This is a genomic window from Rhodococcus sp. MALMAid1271 (assembly GCF_049195265.1).
Taxonomy (GTDB): Bacteria; Actinomycetota; Actinomycetes; order Mycobacteriales; family Mycobacteriaceae; genus Rhodococcoides.
This window is the reverse complement of record NZ_JBMIRQ010000109.1, coordinates 91,926-118,188: the sequence shown is the minus strand read 5'-3', so window position 1 is coordinate 118,188 and position 26,263 is coordinate 91,926. Positions and strand designations below refer to the sequence as shown.

Genomic DNA, 26,263 nt, shown 5'->3' with positions numbered 1-26,263 from the left:
ACCGACTCGAGGGCCTATCGGCCCCGGACGATCCGACGCAGTTTCCCCACCCTGGTCGCAATTTCCCGCTCGGCACCGTGCTCGGTGGGCTCGTAGTAGTTCACGCCCACCAGTTCGTCCGGCGGATACTGCTGCCCGAGTACGCCACCCGCACTGCTGTGTGGATACCGATACCCGACGGCGTTTCCCAGTCCCTGAGCTCCCTTGTAGTGACCGTCGCGCAGATGCGGCGGCACCGATCCCGATTTGCCGGCCGCGACATCGGCCATGGCCGCTCCGAGGGCCGCTATCACCGCACCCGATTTCGGCGCTGTCGCCAAGTGAATCGTCGCCTGCGCCAGGGCCAGACGAGCCTCGGGCATGCCGATCATCTGGACGGCGTTCGCTGCGGCGGTCGCGGTCTGCAGGGCCGTGGGGTCGGCCATCCCGATGTCCTCGCTGGCGTGCACCACCAGGCGGCGAGCGATGAACCGAGCGTCCTCGCCTGCCGTGATCATGCGGGCCAGATAGTGCAGCGCCGCGTCCACATCGGATCCGCGGATCGACTTGATGAACGCACTGATCACGTCGTAGTGCTGATCGCCGTCACGGTCGTACCGCACTGCGGCCTTGTCGACACTGGCCTCCACGGTCGCCAGATCCAGCACTCCGTCGGTGGCCGCGCCCGCCGCGGCCTCGAGTGCCGTCAACGCTCTTCGCGCATCGCCCGCCGCGAGTCGAACGAGGTGCTCCATCGCGTCCTCGGCGATGGTGACCGCGCCGTCCAGGCCGCGTGGATCATTGGCCGCACGGGTCAGCAACCGTTCGATGTCCTCCGATGCCAGCGGCTGCAGCTGCAGTACCAGCGATCGCGACAGCAACGGCGACACCACCGAGAACGACGGATTTTCGGTGGTCGCCGCCACCAGGAGGACGATGCGGTTCTCGACGGCTGCGAGCAACGCGTCCTGCTGCGTCTTGGAAAATCGGTGCACCTCGTCGATGAACAACACCGTCTGCTCACCCGAGAGCAGGCGCCGTCGGGCGAGTTCGATGACGTTGCGTACTTCCTTGACCCCTGCCGACAACGCGGACAACGCCTCGAACTTTCGTCCGGTCGCCCCGGAGATCAACGAGGCGAGCGTCGTCTTTCCCGTGCCAGGAGGCCCGTAGAGCATCACCGAAGACGCGCCGGATCCCTCCACGAGCCGACGCAGTGGCGCGCCGGGGGCCAGCAGATGAGTTTGCCCGACCACCTCGTCGAGGGTCGACGGACGCATTCGGACCGCCAGCGGCGCGTCGGGCCTGACGTAGGTCGAGGTCGCCCGCGATTCGGCGATCTCGGTCTCCGGCGTTGCAGGTGGGTCGAAGAGTCCGTCGTCGGACTCGTCCGCACCCGAGAGGTCACTGTCGATTCCGCTGCTCACCGGTCGAACGCTACCGATCGCGCGTCCCGGAATGCGAACGACGTCGTCGCTACCGCTGCCACTTCGCTCGCAGCGCAGTCACGACCGCCGCTGCGTACTCGGCAATGCCGCGCTCGCCTGCCCGGTCGGCACTGTCGGCCAGGGCCGACCAGCGCGATGTCAATGCCTGTGATCGTGGAACCGACAGGTGATGCGCACGTGCCGCCGCGATACGGGTGTGGTCGTCGGGCAGGAACCAATAGGTGCTCAGCCACACCCAGATCAGACGAGCGTCGAGAATCTTGCCCGCCAAGGTGGTGTCATCGGACAGCGCAGGCCAGATGCCCACCACCTCGGCGCGCCAGGCGTCGATCATCTCTTGCTGACGGTCGTGCGAGAGCTCGAAACTGCACAGGCACCCGGGGAACGAGGCCAGGGCGTAGGTGATGTCGAGAGTGGCGTCGCGGAATCCACCCCACTCGTAGTCGAGGAAACGGACGCCCTCGTCGTTGACGATGATGTTGTCGGGGCACAGATCGGATGGGCTGAATGCACGGAAGGCACCGTGCGCGAACAGGCGTCCACTCCGGGACACCCGATCGAGGATGTCGTTCGGCGTCGCGTCGATGCCCAGAAATTCGGTGAGCAATCCGGGGACCTCGGCCAGGGCGTCGGGAATCTGCGCGGAGATCCCGTCGGTGGAATCCGGCTGTCCGACGCGGCGCAGCAGAGCTGCGAAATCGTCCTCACGGCCGACCGTTGCGGCGTGCATCCGACCGAGCGCCTGGGCCATGGCCATCAGCGAGTTGGTCACCGCAGCCTCGTCGGAATTGCGCAGCAGGGTGGTGATCGGACTGGCGTCACCCAGGTCGCTCAGGACCAGTAGCCGCGCGTCGAGATCGTAGGCGTGCAGCTCCGGTCCCGGCCTGCTGTCGGTGGCGAGAGCGTTGGCGAATTGGTAGGACGCGGCCTCGCGCAGGAATGCACTCGACCCGTTGGAATCGGCGAGGTCGCCCTGGCGTTCGGAGTCGCCGGGAACGTCGCGAACCTGCTTGAGCACCAGGGTGCGGGGCAGCTGGAATGGGTTCTCGGAGACCCGCACTCGCAGTACGACCGCTTGACCGCTACCACCCAGATCGACGGGGTCGATCAACGTCACCGGAGCCCCGGTGCGTCTGGTGAGGAGCTTTTGAGCTGCGGCTACTACCTCTGATACAGGATCTGCCAGTGTTGCGGTCATCGATATCCAAGCTACCCGTTCGCTACGTTCTGCTGTGCTGAGTCGAGGACTACGAATGGGACACGATCGACCGTTTCACGGCTTCTCGCACGCCACATTCCCAGATTCGACCAGATGGTCTGATTACCCCCGAACCATCGAATTATGCAGGGTTCGCTATTGGGGTGCAACGTCGACCGAGACGGAGATCGTGCTCTCCTCCGCCTCGGTGTAGATGACCCCGCGCAGAGGAGGTACATCGGCATAGTCGCGTCCCCATGCCACCGTCGCGTATCGCTCGTCGACCAACTGGTCGTTGGTCGGATCGAACGCGAGCCACCGATCGTTCGGCATCCACACCGCAGCCCAGGCGTGAGTGGCATCGACACCGATCATCCGTTCCTTGCCGGGTGGCGGTTCGGTTGCGAGGTACCCCGACACGTATCGCGCGGCGAGACCCTGCGACCGCAGACAGGCAATGGCAAGTCGCGCGAAGTCCTGACACACCCCCGAGCGCGCAGCGAGGACGTCGACCACGGTGGTCGAGACCGTCGTCGAACCGGACAGATACCGGAAGTCCGTGAAAATGCGATGCGTCAGATCGACGATCACATCGGCGAGGGGCCGCCCGGGCCAGAAACTGGGTGCGGCGTATGCACGGACCTCGTCGGTGATCTCCGGAACGGGCAGATCGAGAGCGAACTCCACCGCGGTCGAGCGGGCCGGATCGGCAGGCACGCTCGCGTCGAACAGGGCCATTCGAGCGGACTCCCACGGTGCCGTCGCCGGCCACGACGCCGTCTCGTCCACGGGACGCGGATACACCTCCACCAGCGAATCCGCCGTGACAACCAGCTTCTCGTGATCGCTGGTCACGTGGAAGTAGACGTCCTCGTTTCCGTAGACATCGACGCCGAACGACTGATCGGTGGGCGCAGGCTCCACGGTGACCGACTTCTCGACGCAGTGCTGCCCGTCCATGTCTCTCGGCGCGAGGAATCCGCGTCCGTACGAGGACGTCACGCGATCGGAGTAGGTGTAGGTAGTGATGTGCTTGATTCGGTACCGACGACTCATCACCGCACCCCGCTTCGGGCGTTCGAGCTGCCCCACAGCGGCTGAGTACCGCCGGGCAGCGACATGTGCGTTGCCAGGACCACCCGAGACAGCTCTTCGAGCGAATCGTGGATACCGTCGACCAGGTCGATCAGCTCCGCCCGACGCCCGTCCGCATCGACCGACTCGAGATCGCCCGGATCGACGCGCCGCAACCGCACTCGCATCTGCTCGACGAGCTGCTCGGGGCGTGAGGTACCCGAGGCGTCCGGCAGTGAACCGAGATCGTCTCGGAGCCGATCGAGCTGATAGACCAACGCCCGTGGATTCCCTTCGTCGAACAGCAACAATTGCGCGACGGCGGCGAGCCGCGCCCTGCCTCTGTTGCGTCTGCGATAGATCACCGAGGACTCGGCAGCCGACAACACCGAGTCGATGACTGCTTGTTCGGTGGACGGCGTCAGTGCGTGGCTCAGCGTTGCCGACAGCAGCGCTGTCAGTTGCAACCCGCGTTCGATCCTCTTGCCCGCATCCATCAGGTACCAACCCGAGTCTCGAACCATCGACTCCGATGCCAGACCCGACAGGGAGAGCAGGCCTCGGAGCACACTCGACTGCGAGGACGACAGTTGCGCGCCGTCGTTGACGGCCGCTTCCGCCAGTTCTTCGAGGGCGGTGTCGATTCGGTTGAGCACCACCCAGGTGTCGTTCGAGAGCTGGTCACGCACCGCACGCGCGGCCTGCTGCATTCGATCGACCGACTGCGCCAGCGAACCGAGACGCTCGGGCGAGAGCATCAGCGAACGCATTTCCGCGATCGCGTCGGCTCGGATCTTCGAGTCGAAGAACCCGGGGTGCGTGCCCGAGACCTTGGTGACCGCCTCGAGCAGGATCGGCAGGCTTTCACTGCCCTCGAGCCACGGCATCGAGCGGTAATCCTGATCACGCTCACGGGCCGCGATGAGCACCCGAGTCATGTCCTCGGCGCGCTCGGTGTAGCGGCCGAACCAGAACAGATCGCCCAGCACACGAGGCGAGCTGACCACCTCGACGTTCGACGCGGCGTACTGCGGCAACTCCTCCACCGTGGCGGGCGGGGTGTGCGGGGCCGAATCGGCCGGAGTGACCCGCTCGACGGACTTGACCCACACGTCCTTCGAGGCCACGGTCATCAGTGGATCGGTGACCGGAGCCGTGATCACCACCTGTCCGAGGCCACCGCGCATCGGCGTGTAGCCGATCCGTTGCGCCACCGTGAACAGCCGCATCCCGACCTGCGCCGGCGCAACCGACCGCTCCGGTGCCGAACCACTCGACGAGGAGCCGACCGGTGCCAACGAGAACTCCGGAACCTCTTGGCCGGTCCACTTCCACGGCTCGGCCTCGATGCGTTCCCACAACTCACCGGCCGCGAGGTCGGTGAGATCCTGTCCGACGATGGTGTGTCGCGAGGTCGTCGACCGTAGAACCAGTGAGCGCAGACGCGTTCTCATATGCGAGAGCTCACTCGCATCACCGCCCCAGTACGTCTGTACCGACTCGACCATCAGATCCTCACCCAGCAACGCCCTGCTCAGCGCAGGCAGCAACGGAGCGAGCGCAGGGTTCTCGAGGACTCCGCTGCCGAGTGTGTTCACCACGCTCACTGCACCACGGCGCAGCACCTCGACCAGGCCGACGATGCCCAAGCGCGAATCGGGGCGCAGGTCGAGTGGGTCGACGAACTCGGCGTCGACGCGACGCAACACCACGTCCACCCTGCGCAACTTACCGAGCGATCGCATCCACAGGTATCCGTCCCGCACCACGAGATCGGCATTCTCGACCAGCGGAAACCCGAGAACCGTTGCGAGATAGGCCTGATCGAACGCAGTCTCGGAATGCGAACCCGGGGTCAACACCACGACCACCGGATCCTCGGCCGACGCGGGCGCAACATCGCGAAGAGCCAGCCGAACGGCACGGGCGAAGGTGGACAACGGCCGGGGATTGCTCGCCTGGAACAACTCGGGGATCGCACGCGACATCACGCGCCGGTTCGCCAGCGCGTACCCCACTCCCGACGGTGCCTGGGTCCGGTCCGCTACGACACGGAACTGGCCGTCGGCACCACGCGCGACGTCGGCGGCATGCATGAACAATTGGTGCGGCCCGGGAATCGTGATGGCGTGAGCAGACCGCAGATAGCCCGGATTGCCGAAGATCAGCTCCGGCGGGATCAGTCCTCGCCTGATGGTCTCCTGCGCACCGTAGATGTCGGTCAGAATGGCATCGAGCAATGTCGAACGCTGTATCAGACCGGCTTCCAACCGATCCCACTCGTCGGCCGCGACCACCAACGGAACACTGTCCAGACCCCACCGCACCGCGCTCGGTATCGAGTCGCCCCCATGCGTGGGAATGGGGTTGTAGGTGATCCCGTGATCGTCGACGAGTCGGCTCACCCGAGACTGCAGGCTGCGCATTGCCCCCGGTCCTGCCTCACGCAGTCCCTCGACCAGCTCAGCCCATTGCGGGCGAACAGCGTCGTCGACGCCGAGCATCTCGTCGAAGAGATCTCTGCGTCCCGTCACGGCCTCACGCCGACCGTGATATTCGAGCCATGGTGACACGACATCGGTTCCACCGTCGTCGGCATCGCTTCGGCCGGCCTCATTCTGGGCAGTATCCACGGGCACCATCGAGCCGCTGTTCCTTCCGTCGGTCGATCCCACTCCGTCGCCGGGCCGTGACCTGGGCTCTCGTTGCAGCCCGTCGTCACCGACAACACCCGTTGCGCGTCGGACCGTGATCGATACCGGTCGACTCGTTCGTCTGTGCAGGCACACGTGTCAGGGCGTGTGAACCCCCGTCCGGCGCAGGTCCAGCATGCCGGGAGCGGTCACATCGATTGCCTGTCTAGCGTGCATCTCGAGCAATCTTGCTACGTCGACCTTCCCCGAGGTGAACCCACCCTCCTCGAAGCGGCCGTTGCGGCGCGCCTCGGCTTCGACCGAGTTCACCGGAGGACCGTCGTACGAGCGCCCGCCCGGATGTACGACGTGGTACGAGCAGCCACCCACCGCACGTCCGGTCTGCATCTCCACGAGGTCGAAACGCAGCGGACTCTGCACCTCGATCGTCGGGTGCAGAGCGCTCGGCGGCTGCCAGGCGCGGTAGCGCACTCCGGCGACCTGAACGTCCTGACGATCGGTACGCAGCAGTGGTACCGGAACCCCGTTGCAGGTCAACAGGTATCGGCCCGCGTCGGCCCCGGCGACCTGAACCTGGATCCGCTCCACCGAGGAGTCGACGTAGCGCGCGGTCCCCGAGGAGGTCGATTCCTCTCCGAGGGTGTTCCACGGCTCGATCGCACCTCGAAGTTCGATCTCGGCGTCGCCGACGACGGTGGTACCGATCCTGGGGAACCGGAACTCGGTGAACGGGTCGAGCCAGCTGGTGTCGAAGTCGATCCCGTGTTGGCGCAGGTCCTCCACTACTCGGCCGATGTCGTTGATGACGAAGTGCGGCAGCATGTACCGGCCGTGCAGATTCGCCCCGTGCCGGATGAGTGGTGCCTCGAGCGGAGTGTCCCAGAACCGCGACACCATCGATCGCACGAGCAACGACTGCACCATTGCCATCTGGTGATGCGGCGGCATCTCGAATCCGCGCAGTTCGAGCAGTCCCAATCGGCCACGAGTCGAGTCGGGACTGTAGAGCTTGTCGATGCAGAACTCGGCGCGGTGGGTGTTGCCGGTGATGTCGGTGAGCAGGTGCCGCAGTGCCCGATCCACGACCCACGGCGATGCCGATCGATCGGCAGCCGTCAATCGCTTGATCTCGCTGAACGCGACCTCGAGCTCGTAGAGAGCTTCCTCCCGTCCCTCGTCTGCGCGGGGGGCCTGCGAGGTGGTTCCGATGAATCGGCCCGAGAACAGGTACGAGAGTGATGGATGACGCTGCCAATGCGTCAACAGCGACACCAGCAGGTCCGGTCGACGAAGCACCGGCGAATCGACCGGTGTGACGCCGCCGAGGGTGATGTGATTGCCACCTCCCGTTCCACGAGTGGTGCCGTCGTTGTCGAACCCCTCGGTGCTCAACCTGGATTTGCGCGCTTCCAGGTAGAGACGCTCCATCAGCTCGTTCTGCTCGGCCCAGGACGAGGTCGGCTGAACGTTGACCTCGATGACGCCGGGATCCGGTGTCACTGTGAGCGTTTGAATCCGCGGATCGGAGGGAGGTCCGTAGCCCTCGATGACGACCGGGGTGTCGATACTCGACGCCGCCTGCTCGACGCGAGAGACGAGATCGACGAAATCGTCCAACCGATCCATCGGCGGCATGAATACGTACAGGACCCCGTCGCGAACCTCCGCGACCATTGCGGTGACAGCGCTGCCACCGACCCGGGAAGTGTCGTTCACCAGTTTCGCGTATCGCGCCTCGGCCGGATCGACCGCACGCGGCGGCTGCTGGGTCAATTGCGGCGTGGGTAGATCCGGGGTGGGCGCAGTGGGATCGGCCGGATTCTCCACCGGCCCGCCCTCCCAGGAGACAGCACTGAGCGGCAGTCGTAGCCCGGCAGGTGAATCGCCCTCCAGCAACACTATTCGGCCGCGTCTGAGCTTCCAGTCCGCGCTCTCCCAACCGGAGCCGTCTTCGGTGCGAGAGATCGGCAACACGAACGCCGCCGGCTCGTCGGTGCTTGCATCGAGACGTTCGAGCAGGTGCCGTCTGGCGTCTGCGGAGTCGGCACCCGGTTCGAGATCGTCTTCATCGGCCGGAGGGTCACCGCACGGCTGGCGCACCAGGTCCAGCAGCCGGACCAGCGGGTCCTCATAGGCTGGTCGTGCCTGCGACGCCGGCAGGCCCAAGCCCTCGACCAGTTGCTCGATCAGATACTGGGATGCGGAATTCTCGACCGGCTCCGGGCGGAGGTCTTCCGCCAACCACGGATCGGCGATCAGGTCGGAGTCGTGCCACAGGGCTTGGCCGTCGGTGCGCCAGAACAACCCCACCTGCCACCGCGGCAGTGGCTCGCCGGGGTACCACTTGCCTTGACTGCGCTGTATCAGACCATCAGGGGCGTAGATCGTCCGAAGCCGTTCGGCCAGTACGCTGGCCAGCTTTCGTTTGTGCGGGCCATCGGCCGTGGTGTTCCACTCCGGCGACTCCTGATTCTCGATGGCCACGAATGTCGGCTCACCGCCCACGGTCAAGCGGATGTCCTGATCGAGCATCCGCTCATCGATCTTGACGGCAGTGGCCTTGATCGATTCCCACTGCTCGGCCGTGTACGGCAGCGTCGTACGTGGATCTTCGTGAACGCGAACCACGGTGTTCGAGAAATCGAGTTCGGCCTTGCACTTGCTCGTCGCACCGGAGATGGCAGCAGCAGTCGACGGGTGTGGCGTCGCCGACAGTGGGATGTGGCCTTCGCCCGCGAACAGCCCGGAGGTGGGGTCCATTCCGACCCAGCCTGCGCCGGGCAGATAGACCTCGGTCCACGCGTGCAGATCGGTGAAGTCCTCCACCGGCCCGGACGGGCCGTCCAAGGACTTGACGTCCGAGGACAACTGGACGAGGTAGCCGGAGACGAAGCGGGCGGCAAGACCCATCTGACGCAGCACCGAGACCAACAACCACGCGGAATCTCGGCAGGACCCGACGGCCGAGGTCAACGTCACGTCGGGTGTCTGCACCCCTGGTTCCATCCGCACGGAGTAGCCGACGTCACCCATGACGGCCTGGTTCGCCATCACGAGGAAGTCGATGGTGCGCAACGACTCTCCTCGTTCGACGACGGCGGCCTGGAGCTTCTCCACCCAGGCCGAGACCACCGGGCCGGGACCCGACCCGGCTTTGCCCTCGTCCACCGGACGCAGGTACGGCTCCAGGTCAGGCAGATCGTGTTCTTCGTAGGCGAATCCGTAGTGCTCCGCCCAGTCCTCGACGAAGAAATCCAGCGGGTTGATCGAGGCCATGTCCGCGACGAGTCCGACGGTGATCGACAGGTGATCGGTGCGCTCGGGAAACACCACTCGGGCCAGGAAGTTGCCGAACACGTCCTGCTGCCAGTTGACGAAGTGCTCTGCTGGTTCGATCTTCAGCGAATACGCCTCGACAGGCGTGCGCGAATGCGGCGCCGGCCGCAGCCGAATCTCGTGCGGAAAGATCTTGACAGTGCGGTCGAACTTGTAGCTGGTGCGGTGTTCGAGTGCAACTTTGATGCCCACGGCGAGCCCCTCGTGATAGTCCCGGTATGGGTAGAAAACCCAACCTTAGTAGGACCACGCCGGGTGCGCTCGGCAAGAAAAATCGATGCGGAAGAGCGCGATCGAACATTCGGGCCGGGCGCGACATCGAAATGTCGAACGCCTTGACACACAGAACTGTCTGCGGTTCGCTCAGCCTGAAAATAAGGACGAATCGTCGACGTACTTCGCCAGAGACCGAAGGGTACAACGTGAGTGAGAACCCGCCCAATGGGCCGCAATACGGTGGCGAACCCAATCCCGAGCAACCGGACCCGAACACGCCGCCCACTCCCGGGAGCGGCTATCCCCCACCGGGCGGCTACCCACCACCCGGCAACTACCCACCACCCGGCAACTACCCACCCCAGGGCGGAGCACCCGGCGGCTACCCACCGCCCGGCAACTACCCACCCCAGGGCGGAGCACCGGGAGGCTATCCCCCGCCGCCGGGCAGCTATCCACCACCGCCCGGCAACTACCCCCCACCTCCCGGCAACTTCGGTAACTACGGCAACCAGGGCTTCGGGCAGGCACCGCTCGCACCCAATCCCGGTCGACTCGAAGTCGGTACCGCGCTGAGCTACGGCTTCGACAAGTTCAAGGCGAACGCCGGACCGTGGCTCGGCGTCACCGCCATAGTGTGGGCCGTCGGCATCTTCGTCTTCTTCGTGACGTTTGCATCGACGCTGACCGCTGCAATCGCGGCCGCCGATCGCGGCGACTCCGCCGTCGTCGCCACGACCTCCGGTGTGGCGATCGTCATCGGTGCCATCGCCACATTCGTGTCCTACCTCGTCAGTGCCGCGTTCGTGCGTGGTGCATTGGACGAGACGGGCGAGCAGCCAGCACCTGCCTTCGGGCGGTTCTTCCAGTTCACCAATGTTCCCCAGATTGCGATCCTGGCGCTGATCGGCGCGGTGGTGAGCCTTGTGCTCAGCTTCATTCCCTTCGTGGGAACCCTGCTCAGCGTCATCATCGGATTCCTGCTCACCTTTGCGCTGACATTCCTGGTCGACCGAAACCAGACAGCGATCGAGTCCATCAAGTCGAGTGTCGACCTGACCGTCAAGAACATCGGACCACTGATTCTGCTCCTGCTGCTTCTGGCAGTGATCAACATCGTCGGGGCGTTGCTGTGCGGCTTGGGTCTGCTGGTGACACTTCCGGTCTCGGTCATCACGATCAACTACGCCTACCGCGTGCTCACCGGTGCGCCGGTGTCACCCGCGCGCTGACCCGACTGCCCCGAACACACCGCCGCGAACAGACGAAGGTCCCCGTAGCACGAGCGCTACGGGGACCTTCGTTTACGACTCTTCTCAGGCCTCGGCCGGTTCTTCCTTCTTCTCGGGCTTGAAGTCGACGCCCGATTCCTTACGCTGCTGCAGCGTGATCGGTGCCGGCGCGTCGGTCAACGGGTCGATGCCGCCGCCGGACTTCGGGAACGCAATGACCTCACGGATGGAATCCACACCTGCGAGCAGGGCGGTGATGCGATCCCAGCCGAACGCGATGCCGCCGTGCGGCGGTGCCCCGTAGCTGAAGGCATCGAGCAGAAAGCCGAACTTCTCCTGAGCTTCTTCCTTGCCGATACCCATCATCGCGAACACCCGTTCCTGAATGTCCTTGCGGTGGATACGAATACTGCCGCCGCCGATCTCGTTGCCGTTGCAGACGATGTCGTAGGCATACGCCAGAGCAGAACCGGGGTCGGTGTCGAAGGTGTCCATCGACTCCGGCTTCGGCGAGGTGAACGCATGGTGGACCGCGGTCCAAGCACCGGATCCGACGGCCACGTCACCACTGGCAGTGGCGTCCGACGTGGGCTCGAACAGCGGAGCGTCGACGACCCACACGAACGCCCAGGCCTTGGGGTCGATCAGGTCCAGCTTACGAGCGATCTCGCCGCGCACGGCACCGAGCAATCCGCGCGAGGCCTTGACCGGACCCGCGGAGAAGAAGATCGCATCGCCGTTGTTCGCACCGACGTGCGCGGCGAGGCCGTCGCGCTCGGCATCGGTCAGGTTCTTGGCAACCGGGCCACCCAGAGTGCCGTCCTCACCGACGAGAACGTAGGCCAGGCCCTTGTGTCCACGTTGTTTGGCGAATTCCTGCCAGCGATCCAACTGCTTGCGCGGCTGCGACGCGCCGCCGGGCATGACGACCGCACCGACGTACGGAGCCTGGAACACACGGAACGTGGTCTCGGAGAAGAAGTCCGTGCACTCGACCAGTTCGATGTCGAATCGGAGATCGGGCTTGTCCGAACCGTAACGACGCATGGCCTCGGCGTACGTGATCCGCGGGATCGGCGCGGTGAAGTGGTGCCCGACGAGTTTCCACAGCGCAGCCAGAATTTCCTCGGCCAGCAGCATGACGTCGTCTTGAGTGACGAAGCTCATCTCGACATCGAGCTGGGTGAACTCTGGTTGGCGGTCTGCGCGGAAATCCTCGTCGCGGTAGCAGCGAGCTATCTGGTAGTACCGCTCGATGCCGCCGACCATCAACAACTGCTTGAACAGCTGCGGACTCTGCGGCAGTGCGTAGAAGCTGCCGGGCTGCAACCTCGCCGGAACCAGGAAGTCGCGTGCACCCTCGGGAGTGGATCGCGTCAACGTCGGCGTCTCCACCTCGACGAACTCGTGATGGGCGAGCACCGAACGGGCTGCGGCGTTGACGTGCGAGCGCAGGCGGATCGCACGCCCCGGTCCCTCACGACGCAGATCGAGGTAGCGATACTTCAGACGCGCTTCCTCGCCCGGCTGATCGTCGAGCTGGAACGGCAGCGGCGCAGCCTCGGACAGCACCTCGATCTCGGTTGCTTCGACCTCGATCGCACCGGTGGGAATCTCGTAGTTCGCGTTGCCCTCCGGACGCCCCTCGACCTTGCCGGTCACCTTCACGACGTACTCGGAGCGAAGCCGGTGGGCCTGCTCGAGTGCTGCGCCCTCTCGGAAGACCACCTGGGAGACACCGGACGCGTCCCGTAGGTCGATGAAGATGACTCCGCCGTGATCGCGTCGACGGGCCACCCATCCCGTCAGCGTCACGGTTCGGTCGACGTGCTCGGGGCGTAATGAGCCGGCGAGGTGGGTGCGCAGCACGGGTGTCCTTTCGAGAAAAATCCGTTGATCGTGTTCTTCGCTGACCGATCCTACGGAGGACATGACCGTAGAAGGAAACGAGATCGTGCCCCGCATGCGAAGCTATGGCCGACAGTGGCGATTTCGGTCCCCACCACAGCGGGGCACGGGCGGAGAGGATCTCGGACATGACCTTCAGAGAAGGTTCGCGGATGGAACGGGGCCGAGTGTCCGTCGGCGGCCGCGGGGGCGGCGGACGGGGCGGCAAACTGGCCATCGGCGGCGGTGCGGGAGGCCTGGTCGTCATCGTTCTCGCGTTGCTGTTCGGTGGCGATCCGGGCTCGATTCTCAATCAGATCAGTGGCGGCGACAGCTCCGCCGGTCAGGTGGACACCGGAGCATCGGGGACGTTGGAGGGCTGTGACACTGAGGCAGACGCGAACCGCAAGATCGACTGCCGTATCGGGTTCACGGTATCGAGCCTGGACACCGTGTGGGAATCGCAGCTGCAGTCCCAGACCGGTGTCGCCTACGTCCAACCCCCGGTGCGACTGTTCTCGGGTTCGATCAACACCGGTTGCGGTAACGCCACCAGCGCCGTCGGGCCGTTCTACTGCCCGGCCGATTCGACGGCGTACTTCGACACGAGTTTCTTCCAGGTACTGGTGGACCAATTCGGCTCCAGCGGTGGCCCCCTGGCCCAGGAGTACGTCGTGGCGCACGAGATCGGCCACCACATCCAGAACCAGCTGGGCGATATCGGGCGAGCGCAGACCGATCCACAGGGGCCCGAGTCCGGCGGCGTCCGGGTGGAATTGCAGGCCGATTGCTATGCCGGCATCTGGGCGCACTACGCGTCGAACATCGTCGACCCGGACACCGGAGTGCCCTTTCTCGAGCCGCTGACCCGTACCGATATCGACGACGCCCTCTCGGCTGCGTCCTCGGTGGGCGATGACCGGATCCAGCAGGCGTCGACCGGTCGCGTCAACCCCGAGGGCTGGACGCACGGCTCGTCAGCTCAGCGTCAGGCCTGGTTCGCCACGGGATACCAGACCGGACAGGTGTCGGCATGTGACACGTTCTCGGCGCGCGATCTCGACAACCCCTGAACAGGCACCGGTCAGAACAAGGTGAGAGCCGGACCCGAGGTCACCAACTCGCGCGATTCGGCAGGCTCGTTCGCAGGCAACGGGCGGGTCTGTTCGGCGGCGAACCCGTAGGTGTCGAGCAGCGGATCGATTCTCGCTGCGAGCCACCGCTTGTACTCCGGGGTCACGTACGCCCCGTGCCCGTACAGCTGGCGGTATCTGCGTACCAACGCAGGATGTTCTTTCACGAGCCAGTTCATGTACCAGTCCTTGGTGCTCGACCGTAGATGCATCGGAAGCGCCGTCACAGTCGTCGCTCCCGCCTCGGCCAGTGCCCCGATCAGTCCGTCGAGTTGCTTGGCACCGTCGGTCAGGAAGGGGATCACCGGTGCCACCAGAACACCGCACTCGAGACCTGCGTCTCGGACAGCGCGGATCAGGTCCAATCGTGCTCGGGGACTGGGTGTTCCGGGTTCGAGCTGCTTCTGCAGATCGGCGTCGTGGATGGCGAGGCTGATACTGACATGTACGTCCACCTGCTGGGCAGCCAAGGTCAGCAGAGGTAGATCGCGACGCAACAGTGTGCCCTTGGTGAGTATCGAGAACGGTGTCCCCGATTCGGTCAGCGCACGAATGATGCCCGGCATCAAGCGGTAACGCCCCTCCGCCCGCTGGTACGGGTCGGTATTGGTCCCGAGTGCGACCGGCTCGCGCTTCCACGATCTGCGGGAAAGTTCCTTGCGCAGCACCGCAGCCACGTTCGTCTTGACAACGATCTGAGAGTCGAAGTCGTTGCCGGAGTCCAGATCCAGATACTCGTGTGTGGGCCGGGCGAAGCAGTACCGACACGCGTGCGAGCACCCACGCATCGGGTTGACCGTCCACGAGAACGGTAACCTCGATTCGCCCGGGACTTCGTTCAGCGCGCTCTTGCACAGCACCTCGTGGAAGGTGATGCCCTCGAACTCCGGTGTCTGCACGCTACGGACCAGCCCCGATCGCTCGAGACCCGGTAGCGCGCCGTCATCGGCGGCATCGAGACTCTGACCGGCCCATCGCATACACACAGTCGAACATGTGTTCTATCCCGTGTCAAGGTCGGCACCGGGTCGCCGATACCCGATCGGTCGTGGTCGCCGAAGGGCGATAGCGTAGGCCCTCAGTCGATTCTAGGAGTGCACCACCGTGACCGCCCCGAACACACCGACGCTCGAACCCATTCTGCGACTCGGATTGACCCTCGGCCCCGCACTCGACATCGGCTCGGTGCCCGAAGGTGAGCGAGTGGTCACCACCGTGCTCGGCGGTGCCGCCCCCGGCCCGGACATCGAGGGGACTCTTGCTGCCGGGTCGACCGTCGTCAGTGTGACGCGGCCCGACGGGTGCACCGAGTTCAGCAGCGACCTCGTCCTCGAACTCGCTACCGGCGGCTACCTCTCACTGGACTATCGCGGAGTTCAATTCGGCCCGGCCGAGATCATCGAGGCACTCGGTGATCCCGATCGAGAAGTGGACCCCGCAACCTATTACTTCCGCGGCACACTGCGGGTGGCAACGGCGGTTCCGAAATTCGCCTATCTCAACCGGGCGCTGGTCGTCACCTCCGGATCACGATCGGCCGGGGCCGTCGTGCTCGATGCATTCCTGGTGACCTGACCACCGCTCAGTCGAGTAGCCGAGCGACCTCCCGGTCGGTGAGCGTCGCCTGCGGAGTGCGGCCCTTGCTGCGCACCAGATCGATCGCGCGATAGAGCGGCCGCTCGTCGAGTCCGGCATCTCGTGCCTCGGCTCGCAACTGATCCACCAGTACCGAGGCGATGGCCGCGGCCGGTACCAGCTCGGTGGTCCACAGCGAGTCGGCGAGTGTCCGCAACGCCAGAATCGGCAGTTCGCGGCCGCCACCGTTGGTGTAGAGCGCCAACGGCACGACGATTCGGGTGCGTCCGTCGTAGAGCCGCAACGAGATCTGGTCGATTCGGGCCGTCCGCACGGTCAGCTCGGCCGTCACCACCTCGGGCATCTTCAGCCTGCGGGTTCGTATACCCCGGGAGCACAATCGGGATCCGTCGAGCCACACCCTGCGGCGTAGACCCAGCCAGCCCGACACCACGACCGGACCACCCACCGCAACGCCGACGACAACTGCCACCCACATCGGGAGGAACAGCGCCAAGACGACGGCGAGCACGATCGCTACCGCGAGCGCACCGAGCACGACCTTGCGCAGTTTCGGTGCCAAGAGGTCCGCAGAGACCAGATCCAGAGCTATCGGACCGGGCCCGGGCCGAGGTTCACCGGCCAAGGCGCGTCCCGAGAGCATCGACCACGTCGGCCAACGCAACGGTGTCCTGTTCGCCGTTCGTGAGGTCCTTCACCAGAACCGATTCCGCCGCCAACTCCTGCTCGCCCAACACCAGTGCATAGCGTGCTCCGGAGCGGTCGGCGGCTTTCATGGCACCCTTGATGCCGCGGTTTCCGTAGGCCATGTCGACGGCGATACCTCGCTCGCGCAACTGCGCCGCGATGTCGACGATCGTCAGCTTTGCATCGGCCCCCATCGGAACGCCGAAAACCTGGCACCGCGAGGTCGCTCCTGCGGTCTTGCCCTCCGCGGCGAGGGCGAGAACGGTTCGATCGACGCCGAGACCGAATCCGATACCCGACAGCGCCTGTCCCCCCAGCTGCTCCATCAGGCCGTCGTAGCGCCCGCCGCCGCCGATACCGGATTGCGCGCCCAAACCATCGTGCACGAACTCGAACGTCGTCTTGGTGTAGTAATCCAACCCGCGCACCATGCGCGGATTCACCAGGTACGGAACGTTCATCACGTCCAGGTAGGCCAGCACCTCGTCGAAGTGCTCTTTCGCCGACACCGAGAGGTGATCGAGCATCAGCGGTGCGTCGGCAGTCATCGCGCGCACCTCCGGCCGCTTGTCGTCGAGCACCCGCAGCGGATTGATCTCGGCGCGCCGACGGGTTTCCTCGTCCAAGTCGAGCGCGAAGAGGAACTGCTGCAACAGCTCTCGATACTGTGGTCGACACGTGTCATCGCCGAGGGAAGTGATCTCGAGCCGGAATCCGGTGAGCCCGAGGGCTCGGAAGCCTGCATCGGCCACGGCGATGACCTCGGCGTCCAGAGCCGGATCGTCGATGCCGATCGCCTCGACTCCCACCTGCTGAAGTTGCCGATACCGGCCGGCCTGCGGACGCTCGTAGCGAAAGAACGGCCCGGCGTAGGCCAGCTTGACCGGCAGAGCCCCCCGGTCCAGTCCGTGCTCGATCACCGCACGCATGACTCCGGCGGTCCCCTCGGGACGCAGCGTCACCGATCTGTCGCCACGGTCGGCGAAGGTGTACATCTCCTTGCTCACCACATCGGTCGACTCCCCGACTCCACGGGCGAACAGCCCGGTGTCCTCGAAGATCGGCAGTTCGATGTGGCCGTAGCCGGCGGTACGGGCGGCATCGAGCAGCCCTTCCCGTACCGCGACGAACTCGGCCGAGTGCGGCGGAAAGTAATCAGGGATGCCCTTGGGCGCAGAAAAGGCGGTCGGCTTGCTCACGGTCACACCTTCCCGTGATCGGGGTCGCCGAGTCCAACGAGGAAAGGATTGGACCCGCGCTCCTGACCGATCGAACTCTGGCCTCCATGCCCTGGAAGTACCACGGTGGCGTCGTCGAGCGGCAACAACCGGGACGCGATGGACCGCAAGAGCTGGTCGTGGTCGCCGCCCGGCAGATCGGTTCTTCCGATGGATCCGGCAAAGAGCGTGTCACCGGTCAGCGCCAACGGGACCGAGCCGTCCGGGCCGTCCGCCCGACTGAGGAACACAACCGAACCCTGGGTGTGCCCAGGGGTGTGAATCACCGTGAACTCGATTCCCGCGAGCTCGAGCTGTTGCCTGTCCACGAGCTCGATCACCTCGTCCGGTTCGCGAAACTCGGCATCGCCCAGCACGGCGGCCAACGCCGGACCCGTCCCCTTGACCGGATCCGACAGCATGTACCGATCCTCCGGTGCGATGTACGCCGCAATGCCGAATTTCTGGCAGATCGGTTCCACCGACCACGTGTGGTCGAGGTGGCCATGCGTGAGCAATACCGCCGTGGGAGTCAGCGAGGACCGCGTCAGAAAGTCGATCAGCGGATCCGCGGCGTCCTGGCCGGGATCGACGATGACACACTCGGACGCGTCGTCCTGGGCGAGGATGTAACAGTTCGTCTGAAACATCCCTGCGGGGAATCCGGTGACGAGCAAACCAATCGCTCCTAAAGGCTGAGGCCGAAGTACCGACCAAGCTTAGTGGGACCGTTCCGATCGGGTCCCCCCAGCATGCTCTCAGGCAGCAATGGCAAACTCGCGTTGGCCGATTATCGGCCGGTACCACCTGATCGGTCCGTGCAGCGAGCGGGCGAGGTCGATCTTCGGACAAGTGGGAGGAACACGAATTGCCCAGCAACGAGCAACGGCGCGAGGCTGCCAAACGAAAGCTCGAACGCCAACTCGTACGCCGCGCAGAGCGCGCGCGGCGTCGTAAGCAATTGACGATCGCCGGTTCCATCCTCGGTGTCGTCGCGGTCGTGGCAGTGGTCTCGGTCGTGTACGTGGTGACCCGAGGAGACGACGATGCGAGCACCGCTTCGGCGTCGACCACCTCGGCCTCCGCCGACTCCCTCATCGCATCGGGACGCACCGAACCGCTACCCGAGACGGTGAACTGCTCGTACCCGGCCGCGGCCGGGCCTGCGGCCAAGGAGAACACACCCCCGCGCACCGACAACGTGCCCACCAGTGACGAACCACTGAGCTACAGCATGGAGACCACGGCGGGCAACATCGGGTTGACACTGAACAACCCCGAGTCGCCGTGCACCGTGAACAGCTTCGTCTCGCTCGCCAATCAGGGATACTTCGACGGCACCACCTGCCACCGGCTGACCACTGGCCCCGGTCTGAAGGTTCTGCAGTGCGGCGATCCCACCGGCACCGGACAGGGTGGGCCGGGTTACCAGTTCGCCGACGAATTCCCCACCGATACCTTCGCGGAGGGCGACCCCGCGGCGCAAACTCCGATCACGTACCCGCGAGGGACGTTGGCGATGGCCAATGCGGGTCCCGGAACCAACGGCAGCCAGTTCTTCCTCGTCTACGGCGACTCGGAACTGCCGCCTGCCTACACCGCATTCGGCACCATCGACGAGACCGGACTTGCGACCCTCGACGCCATCGCGGCCAAGGGAGTGCAGGGCGGCGGATCGGACGGACCGCCCGCGGAGCCCGTCGACGTCACGAACATAGTGAGCGATTTGTGAACCGAACCTCCTCGCTCGTGGTCGCAGTTTCGGCCGCGGCGCTGATGTTGGCAGGTTGTTCTTCGTCGTCGGAGCCTTCTGCCGTACCGGCCGCAACGTCCTCATCGACGACGACCCCTCAGGCGACGACGCCTCGACAGTCGCAGGCCCCGGTTCTGGATTTGTCTCGATTCGGCGCACTGCCGGCCGTGCCGCAGCCGACGACCGACGTGGTGTCCTGTGCGTATCCGGAACAGCCGCCTGCCGCGAAGGAGGTCAACCCACCTCCGACGGACAATGTGGACGTGTTCGGAACCGTGGATGTGGCGCTGTCGACCTCTCGAGGTCCGATAGACATCACCATGGACCGGACGCAGGCCCCCTGCACGGTCAACAGCGTCCTGAGCCTGGTTCAGCAGGGGTACTTCGACGGCACGCCCTGTCATCGGTTGACGACGTCACCGGGTCTCGAGGTGCTGCAGTGCGGTGATCCCTCCGGATCCGGTCGGGGCGGTCCGGGATACAGCTTCGCCAACGAATACCCGACGACTGCGTACGCCGACGATCCCGGTCAGGCGCAGAATCCAGTGGTCTACCCGCGCGGGACGCTTGCAATGGCCAACGCCGGACCGGATACCAACGGCAGTCAGTTCTTCCTGGTGTACGCCGATTCGGTGTTGCCACCGCAGTACACCGTGTTCGGGACCATCTCCGAGAGTGGTCTGCAGACCCTCGACGCCATCGCGGCGGCAGGGGTGGCCGGAGGCTCCGAGGACGGTGCGCCTGCGGACCCGGTGATCATCGAATCAGCAACGGCGTAGCTCATATCGGGCGGTGCGAGAGGGTGAGCAGAAACATCGCTCACCCTCTCTCCCGTGTGGTGTGTTCTCAGGCTGCCGACGTGAGCCGATAGACGTCGTACACGCCCTCGACGTTGCGAACGACGTTCAACACGTGACCGAGATGCTTGGGATCTCCCATCTCGAAGGTGAACTTGCTGATCGCCACCCTGTCTCCCGAGGTAGCGACGGACGCCGAGAGGATGTTGACTCTCTCGTCGGCCAACGCTTTGGTGACATCGGAGAGCAGCCGGTGCCGGTCGAGTGCCTCGATCTGAATGGCGACCAGGAACACCGACGAGGCCGACGGCGCCCACTGCACCTCGATGAACCGCTCGGACTGCTCCTCGAGCGAACGGGCGTTGGTGCAGTCGGTGCGGTGGACGCTCACCGACCCACCGCGGGTGACGAATCCGAGGATTTCGTCGCCCGGCACCGGGGTGCAGCACTTGGCGAGTTTGGCAACGATGCCCTCCGCCCCGGTGACCAGCACTCCGGCATCGCCGACCTGACGCGGCCGCGTCGGGATGGTGGACGGGGTCGACCGTTCCGCGAGTTCTTCCTCGACGTCGCCGACACCACCGAGATGGGCCACCAGGCGCTGCACCACGTGCTGCGCAGAGACATGGTTCTCACCGACGGCGGTGTAGAGCGCAGAGACGTCGACATAACGCAGTTCGTGCGCGATCCCGGACATGGATTCGGCATTCATCAACCGCTGCAACGGAAGTCCGCCTCGGCGTACTTCCTTCCCGATGGCGTCCTTACCTGCCTCCAGCGCTTCCTCGCGGCGTTCCTTCGCGAACCACTGGCGAATCTTGGTCTTCGCCCGCGGCGACACCACGAATCCCTGCCAGTCGCGGCTGGGGCCGGCGGATGCGGCTTTGGAGGTGAACACCTCGACCACTTCACCGTTGTCCAGAGTGCGCTCGAGCGCGACGAGTCGACCGTTGACCCGGGCACCGATACACCGATGGCCCACCTCGGTATGCACCGCATACGCGAAGTCGACCGGACACGAGCCTGCGGGCAGCGTGACGACGTCTCCCTTGGGCGTGAAGACGAAGATCTCCTTGACCGCGAGGTCGTATCGCAGCGACTCGAGGAACTCGCCAGGATCGGCGGCTTCCCGCTGCCAATCGAGCAACTGGCGCATCCACGCCATATCGTCGACCTCGGTGTTGTCCTGGGAGTGTTTACCCTTGGTCTCCTTGTACCGCCAGTGCGCGGCGATTCCGAACTCCGCCGTCCGGTGCATGTCCCGGGTGCGGATCTGCACCTCGAGTGGCTTACCCTCCGGGCCGATCACCGTGGTGTGCAGCGACTGATACACCCCGTAGCGTGGCTGAGCGATGTAGTCCTTGAAGCGGCCGGCCATGGGCTGCCACAACGAATGCACGACGCCCACCGCGGCGTAGCAGTCGCGAATCTCGTCGCACAGAATCCGTACGCCCACGAGGTCGTGGATGTCGTCGAAGTCGCGACCTTTGACGATCATCTTCTGATAGATCGACCAGTAGTGCTTCGGCCTGCCCTCGACCACCGCGCTGATTCGCGACGCAGACAGGGTCGCGTTGATCTCGGCTCGTACCTTTTCGAGGTAGGTGTCGCGCGACGGTGCCCGGTCCGCGACGAGGCGCACGATCTCGTCGTACTTCTTGGGGTGCAGAATGGCGAACGCCAGATCCTCCAGTTCCCATTTGACCGTCGCCATTCCGAGCCGATGAGCAAGCGGCGCAATGACTTCCAGCGTTTCCTTCGCTTTTCGCGCCTGCTTCTCCGGTGGCAGAAAACGCATGGTACGCATGTTGTGCAGTCGGTCCGCGACCTTGATGACCAGCACTCGGGGATCCCGCGCCATCGCGATGATCATCTTGCGGATGGTCTCGCCCTCGGCCGCGGTCCCCAGCACGACCTTGTCCAGTTTGGTCACGCCGTCGACCAGATGGGACACCTCGTCGCCGAATTCTTCGGTCAACGTGGCAAGCGAATAACCCGTGTCCTCGACGGTGTCGTGCAGCAGCGCCGCCACCAGGGTGGTGGTGTCCATTCCCAGCTCCGCCAAAATGTTCGCCACGGCAAGCGGATGGGTGATGTACGGATCGCCGGATTTACGCATCTGCGATGCATGCAGCTCGTCGGCGACGTCGTATGCGCGCTGCAGCAGCGCGAGATCGGCTTTGGGGTACAGCTCACGATGCAGGCTGACCAGCGGCTCGAGCACCGGCTTGACCGCTGCGCTGCGGCCGGCGGTGATGCGACGCGCCAGACGTGCACGCACCCGTCGCGAAGCCGACGTCGGCACCGGCGGCGAACTACGCGTCCCGGACGGAGCCTGGGCGTCGTTCGGCACCCGTGGGGCTGCGGCGGACGGGCGCGCATCCGCGGACCCCACTGCCGACTCGGTCCCGGACGTGGTCACGGCCTCATCGGCTGCCGTTGCCACGTCCTCGGTCCGCTCGGCGGTGTCCGACCGCTCGGGGACGGCAGACCCATCAGGCAAGGGCTGATCGATGTAACGGGTCACTCTCATCACCTCCTGCCACATGTTCCACACTGTCGCCGGACGTATCCGGTGATCGCACTACATACAGACTTTAGTCCTCATACACGAACCAGGCAGTCGAGCGGGTAGCCGCTGCACCTGTCGCGTCCGTTCAGGGCTCCGATCTCGAGAACGACGGACGCGCCGACTATCACCGCGCCTTGATCGGCCAACAGCCGTGCTGTCGCGTCGACGGTACCGCCGGTGGCCAGCACATCGTCCACCACCAACACCCGACGTCCGGCGACGTCGATCGCCGTCGGGATCTGCAACTCGGCGGTGCCGTATTCGAGATCGTAGGCCCGAGTGTGCACCGGAGGCGGCAATTTTCCGGCCTTGCGCACCGCGAGCACCCCGCAGCCGAGTTCGAGAGCCACGCCTGCACCCAGCAGAAACCCGCGTGCATCGATGCCCGCCACCAGATCGACATCGCCGAATCCCCGTGCCAGTTCCGACACCACCGTGCGCAGCGCAGGGCCATCGGCGAACACCGGCGTCAGATCACCGAAACGCACACCGGGAACGGGAAAGTCCTCCACCCACCGCGTCAGCCGAGCTACCGCAGCGGCTGCGCCCGATCCGTCTGCTGTTTCGTTCATCGAAGAAGAACCCACCGATCCATGTTCCATCCGGCACCTGCTGCCGTCGGGTTGGCCACCACGTCCTGCATTCCGTCACTGATGACGGTGGTCCGCGGCTCGTTGTACAGCGGTAGCGACGGCATGTCGTTCCACAGAATGTTCTCGCCCTCGGTGGCGAGGGCCAGTATCCGCTCCGGATCGTCGGTCACGGCCAATTGATCGACGATGGCGTCGATCCTGCCGTTGCTGTAACCACCGAAGTTCAGGCCTATCCCCGTCCGCAGCGAATATCGTGCGAGTACTCCGGAAGCCGAACCCGAGGGTCCCGGTAGCGAACCGGTGTTGCCGAGAACCGCGTCGACCTCGCCGTCGCGGAGAGCAGACGGGGTGAACTCGGTCGAGCTCGCGTCCTGGATCGTAATGCCCGCAGCCGCGCAGTCGGTGGCCATCCGGCTCACCTCCTGGGCGCGGCGCGCGTCCGGGGCCCGGTACCCGACCCGGACGGTCAGGGCACTCTCGCCTGCAGCGGCGAGTTCCTTGCTCGCCTGATCCAGATTCGAGCGCTGATAGCGATCACCGATCACCGTTGCCACCGATGGATACTGCAGCGTGTCGGGCTCGACGAGCCGGGCATCGACAACGCCCGAACCGAGACCGGCACTCGCTGCCTGCGAGCCGGGGTGTCCCAGGGTGTCGAACAGATCAGATCTCGGGATGCACGCGGCCACCGCCCGGCGCGCGCTCGCCTCGGCCAGCGCCCCCGTCGTGGCGAAGGTCAACTGTTCGACGCCTCGTGACGGCTGCGAGGTGGTGGCGAATCCCTCGGTCTCACCGACGGCGTCGAAGGCACCGGTGCCCTGATCGATCACGTCCAGGGACCCGTCCGCCACCTTCGCCGCGGCGTCGGTGCCCCGGGGCCAGACGACGACCTGCTCGGTCTCCGGCGGAATTCCCCACCAGGCATCGTTGGCGACGAGAACGAGACCGCCCTCCTCGGTGTACGACTCGACTCGATACGGCCCGGCCGAGGGCAGCAACGAGGTGTCGATCGAGCCCGGCGTCAGGGTCCACCCGGTGTTCCAGAAGTCGGCGATCCGACTCACGACATCCGTGTCGTCGGCCAGGATCGGATCCACGACGTTCGGCACTCCGGCAGCCCGAGCGGCGACGTGTGCGGGCAGTAGATCGGTGGCACCGAACAGCGCGCGCCAGTTCTGATAGTTGCGCCCCGGAGCGAACACGACCGTGGCTTCCTTGCCACCGGGGACGCAGTCGATCCGGTCGATGTCCGAGTAACCCGCCGTCGATGCCGCGTCGAACATGGGGCGATCGGTGGCGAATCGGCCGCTGTTCGCCGCCCAGGCAAGGACCAGGTCGTCGCAGGCCATCGGGGCACCGTCGGAGTAGGTCGCGGCCGGGGCAATGGAGTACTGCACGGTCAACGTGTCCCCGGGTACGACAGTCTCGGTGCCGATGTCGTTGTCCGAGAGCGCACCTCCCTCGGGACCGAGGTAGTTGAAGCCCACCTGCACTCGGGTGAACGCCTGTCTGGCCCCCGAGGACGCGCCGTCGACGGTTCGCGCGTTGTACGTATCGACGACATTGTCGAACGAATAGCCGATCGAGGGCACTTTGTCCCCGGCCGGCGAACACGCGGTGATGGACACTGCCGCAGCGCTGGCTGCCACCAGTGCTGCGCTCCACCTGCGTTTCACGTGCACGCTCCGTCCCAGTCGAGAATGGCTGTCTACCGTCGCTTCTTGTTTCGCTTTCCGGTAGGTCGGTTTCCCGGCTGCGGGGTCGACCCCTTGGTGGTCGACACTCCGACGGCCACCGGCTCCGGCGCGAGTCCGGCTGCGCGAGCAGCGGCCTCCGCTCGCTTGGAGTGCACCTTCCGAGTGTGCGCGGCGACCGGCCCCCACTTCTCCTTGAGTGTCACCAGCAGCGGGGTGGCGAAGAAGATCGACGAATATGCACCGACGATCATGCCGACGAGCTGTACCAGCGCCAGGTCTTTCAGTGTGCCGACCCCGAGGAGCCACACGGCGATGACCATGAGCGCGAGCACCGGAAGCACACCGATCACCGTCGTGTTGATCGAGCGCATCAGAGTCTGGTTGACCGCGAGGTTGGCCTGCTCCGCGAACGTCTTTCGATGCAGATTCAGGATGCCGCGCGTGTTCTCCTCGACCTTGTCGAACACCACCACCGAGTCGTACAGCGAGAAGCCGAGAATCGTCAGCAAGCCGATGACCGTCGCCGGAGTCACTTCGAATCCGACGAGCGAGTAGACGCCCGCGGTGACGACCAAGTCGAAACCGAGAGCAGCCAGGGCAGCGAATGCCATGTCTCGCTCGTATCGGATCGCGATGTAGATGCTGACGATGACCAAGAACACCGCCAGGGCGATCAGCGCCTTCTGGGTGATCTGGCTCCCCCAGGTCTCACTGACATCGGACACGCTGATGGCATTGGGCGTTGCGGTGCCGCTGTTGTCCTGTGGCTGAAAAGCCTGGAACAACGCCTGCCGCAAACTGTCCACTTCACTGGGGTCGAGAGCTTCGGAGCGAATCTGCACCGTCGCTGCCGCCCCCGAGCCGACGGTCTGTACCGACACCGGATCCGTCCCGAGCGTGTCGTTGAAGACGGCCTCGACCCGCTCGGTGGAGATGTTGTCGGCGGCGGGCAGCGCGATGCGGGTTCCGCCCTCGAAGTCGATACCGAGGGTGAAGCCGCGCACGAGGAAACTCAGCAGGCACACCAGCACGATGACACCGGTGAGGATGTAGTAGAACCGGCGACGACCGACGATGTCGAAGGCACCGGTACCGGTGTACAGCCTGGACAACCAACTGTGCTTGGGCTGGGTCGACTGATCGACACCCGAATCGTCGAGGGGCGACGGGGTCGACGTGCTCGTATCCGACATG

General features: G+C 65.2%; 19 protein-coding genes. 5 read left to right on the top strand and 14 right to left on the bottom strand.

Annotated features, from left to right (window positions below):
• Positions 1 to 14: 14 nt before the first annotated feature.
• From ACOQFP_RS20505 to ACOQFP_RS20485, 5 genes are all read right to left on the bottom strand, one after another.
• Positions 15 to 1,406: a replication-associated recombination protein A gene (locus ACOQFP_RS20505; RefSeq protein WP_421585364.1), complete on the bottom strand. Its 1,392-nt coding sequence runs from the start codon at positions 1,404 to 1,406 to the stop codon at positions 15 to 17.
• Positions 1,407 to 1,455: 49 nt separating this feature from the next.
• Positions 1,456 to 2,625, bottom strand: a complete 1,170-nt coding sequence (locus ACOQFP_RS20500; protein WP_341244427.1) for a kinase — start codon at positions 2,623 to 2,625, stop codon at positions 1,456 to 1,458.
• 156 nt (positions 2,626 to 2,781) lie between these two features.
• On the bottom strand, positions 2,782 to 3,681 hold the full coding sequence (locus ACOQFP_RS20495) for a transglutaminase family protein (RefSeq protein ID WP_206488457.1): 900 nt from the start codon (positions 3,679 to 3,681) through the stop codon (positions 2,782 to 2,784).
• On the bottom strand, positions 3,681 to 6,341 hold the full coding sequence (locus ACOQFP_RS20490) for a circularly permuted type 2 ATP-grasp protein (RefSeq protein ID WP_421585363.1): 2,661 nt from the start codon (positions 6,339 to 6,341) through the stop codon (positions 3,681 to 3,683). The genes ACOQFP_RS20495 and ACOQFP_RS20490 overlap by 1 nt, the downstream gene beginning before the upstream one ends.
• A 150-nt stretch (positions 6,342 to 6,491) precedes the next feature.
• Complete coding sequence (locus ACOQFP_RS20485) at positions 6,492 to 9,881, bottom strand: DUF2126 domain-containing protein (protein ID WP_421585362.1); 3,390 nt, start codon at positions 9,879 to 9,881, stop codon at positions 6,492 to 6,494.
• Positions 9,882 to 10,111: 230 nt separating this feature from the next.
• Here ACOQFP_RS20485 and ACOQFP_RS20480 point away from each other — a divergent pair, with 230 nt between their 5' ends.
• Positions 10,112 to 11,137 (top strand): hypothetical protein, encoded by a 1,026-nt coding sequence (locus ACOQFP_RS20480; RefSeq protein WP_421585361.1) that lies wholly within the window; start codon positions 10,112 to 10,114, stop codon positions 11,135 to 11,137.
• 84 nt (positions 11,138 to 11,221) lie between these two features.
• On the opposite strand, the gene aspS is transcribed toward ACOQFP_RS20480, so the two are convergent.
• The gene (gene aspS, locus ACOQFP_RS20475) at positions 11,222 to 13,006 is read right to left on the bottom strand and encodes an aspartate--tRNA ligase (protein ID WP_206488451.1); all 1,785 of its coding nucleotides are present in this window, start codon (positions 13,004 to 13,006) and stop codon (positions 11,222 to 11,224) included.
• Between the two features lie 167 nt (positions 13,007 to 13,173).
• On the opposite strand from aspS, the gene ACOQFP_RS20470 reads away from it, so the two are divergent.
• A complete protein-coding gene (locus tag ACOQFP_RS20470) occupies positions 13,174 to 14,097 on the top strand; it encodes a neutral zinc metallopeptidase (protein ID WP_206488450.1) in 924 nt (307 codons plus the stop codon).
• 11 nt (positions 14,098 to 14,108) lie between these two features.
• Here the strand turns inward: ACOQFP_RS20470 and ACOQFP_RS20465 are convergent, their stop codons facing one another.
• Entirely contained in the window at positions 14,109 to 15,137 is a 1,029-nt protein-coding gene (locus tag ACOQFP_RS20465) for an Rv2578c family radical SAM protein (RefSeq protein ID WP_206488448.1), read from the bottom strand.
• Positions 15,138 to 15,261: 124 nt separating this feature from the next.
• Between ACOQFP_RS20465 and ACOQFP_RS20460 the strand changes: the two genes are divergently transcribed.
• Positions 15,262 to 15,732 (top strand): DUF3237 domain-containing protein, encoded by a 471-nt coding sequence (locus ACOQFP_RS20460; protein WP_341244498.1) that lies wholly within the window; start codon positions 15,262 to 15,264, stop codon positions 15,730 to 15,732.
• A gap of 7 nt (positions 15,733 to 15,739) precedes the next feature.
• Here ACOQFP_RS20460 and ACOQFP_RS20455 read toward each other — a convergent pair whose 3' ends face one another.
• The 3 genes from ACOQFP_RS20455 to ACOQFP_RS20445 are packed head-to-tail and all read right to left on the bottom strand — an operon-like array spanning position 15,740 to position 18,334.
• Positions 15,740 to 16,396, bottom strand: a complete 657-nt coding sequence (locus tag ACOQFP_RS20455; protein WP_206488444.1) for a hypothetical protein — start codon at positions 16,394 to 16,396, stop codon at positions 15,740 to 15,742.
• The gene (hisS, locus tag ACOQFP_RS20450) at positions 16,368 to 17,639 is read right to left on the bottom strand and encodes a histidine--tRNA ligase (RefSeq protein WP_206488443.1); all 1,272 of its coding nucleotides are present in this window, start codon (positions 17,637 to 17,639) and stop codon (positions 16,368 to 16,370) included. Before hisS ends, ACOQFP_RS20455 begins: the two co-directional genes overlap by 29 nt.
• Before the next feature lie 2 nt (positions 17,640 to 17,641).
• Entirely contained in the window at positions 17,642 to 18,334 is a 693-nt protein-coding gene (locus tag ACOQFP_RS20445; protein ID WP_421585360.1) for an MBL fold metallo-hydrolase, read from the bottom strand.
• Between the two features lie 191 nt (positions 18,335 to 18,525).
• Here ACOQFP_RS20445 and ACOQFP_RS20440 point away from each other — a divergent pair, with 191 nt between their 5' ends.
• Complete coding sequence (locus ACOQFP_RS20440) at positions 18,526 to 19,389, top strand: peptidylprolyl isomerase (protein ID WP_206488438.1); 864 nt, start codon at positions 18,526 to 18,528, stop codon at positions 19,387 to 19,389.
• Between the two features lie 44 nt (positions 19,390 to 19,433).
• The gene (locus ACOQFP_RS20435; protein ID WP_241256457.1) at positions 19,434 to 20,189 is read left to right on the top strand and encodes a peptidylprolyl isomerase; all 756 of its coding nucleotides are present in this window, start codon (positions 19,434 to 19,436) and stop codon (positions 20,187 to 20,189) included.
• Between the two features lie 67 nt (positions 20,190 to 20,256).
• Here ACOQFP_RS20435 and ACOQFP_RS20430 read toward each other — a convergent pair whose 3' ends face one another.
• The 4 genes from ACOQFP_RS20430 to secF all read right to left on the bottom strand — a co-directional run bounded on the left by ACOQFP_RS20430 (position 20,257) and on the right by secF (position 26,262).
• On the bottom strand, positions 20,257 to 22,653 hold the full coding sequence (locus ACOQFP_RS20430; protein WP_421585387.1) for a RelA/SpoT family protein: 2,397 nt from the start codon (positions 22,651 to 22,653) through the stop codon (positions 20,257 to 20,259).
• Between the two features lie 158 nt (positions 22,654 to 22,811).
• Entirely contained in the window at positions 22,812 to 23,351 is a 540-nt protein-coding gene (locus ACOQFP_RS20425; protein ID WP_206488432.1) for an adenine phosphoribosyltransferase, read from the bottom strand.
• Positions 23,348 to 25,054, bottom strand: coding sequence for an ABC transporter substrate-binding protein (locus ACOQFP_RS20420; protein ID WP_421585359.1), 1,707 nt, complete (start codon positions 25,052 to 25,054; stop codon positions 23,348 to 23,350). Before ACOQFP_RS20420 ends, ACOQFP_RS20425 begins: the two co-directional genes overlap by 4 nt.
• A 26-nt stretch (positions 25,055 to 25,080) precedes the next feature.
• Positions 25,081 to 26,262, bottom strand: a complete 1,182-nt coding sequence (gene secF / locus ACOQFP_RS20415; protein ID WP_421585358.1) for a protein translocase subunit SecF — start codon at positions 26,260 to 26,262, stop codon at positions 25,081 to 25,083.
• Position 26,263 lies beyond the last annotated feature (1 nt).

Excerpts from the sequence above, each read along its gene's own strand:
- ACOQFP_RS20500 (WP_341244427.1), bottom strand. The coding sequence starts at position 2,625 with ATGACCGCAACACTGGCAGATCCTGTATCAGAGGTAGTAGCCGCAGCT.
- ACOQFP_RS20495 (WP_206488457.1), bottom strand. The coding sequence starts at position 3,681 with ATGAGTCGTCGGTACCGAATCAAGCACATCACTACCTACACCTACTCC.
- ACOQFP_RS20490 (WP_421585363.1), bottom strand. The coding sequence starts at position 6,341 with ATGGTGCCCGTGGATACTGCCCAGAATGAGGCCGGCCGAAGCGATGCC.
- ACOQFP_RS20470 (WP_206488450.1), top strand. The coding sequence starts at position 13,174 with ATGACCTTCAGAGAAGGTTCGCGGATGGAACGGGGCCGAGTGTCCGTC.
- ACOQFP_RS20465 (WP_206488448.1), bottom strand. The coding sequence starts at position 15,137 with ATGCGATGGGCCGGTCAGAGTCTCGATGCCGCCGATGACGGCGCGCTA.
- ACOQFP_RS20455 (WP_206488444.1), bottom strand. The coding sequence starts at position 16,396 with ATGCTCTCGGGACGCGCCTTGGCCGGTGAACCTCGGCCCGGGCCCGGT.
- ACOQFP_RS20435 (WP_241256457.1), top strand. The coding sequence starts at position 19,434 with ATGTTGGCAGGTTGTTCTTCGTCGTCGGAGCCTTCTGCCGTACCGGCC.
- ACOQFP_RS20425 (WP_206488432.1), bottom strand. The coding sequence starts at position 23,351 with ATGAACGAAACAGCAGACGGATCGGGCGCAGCCGCTGCGGTAGCTCGG.
- secF (WP_421585358.1), bottom strand. The coding sequence starts at position 26,262 with ATGTCGGATACGAGCACGTCGACCCCGTCGCCCCTCGACGATTCGGGT.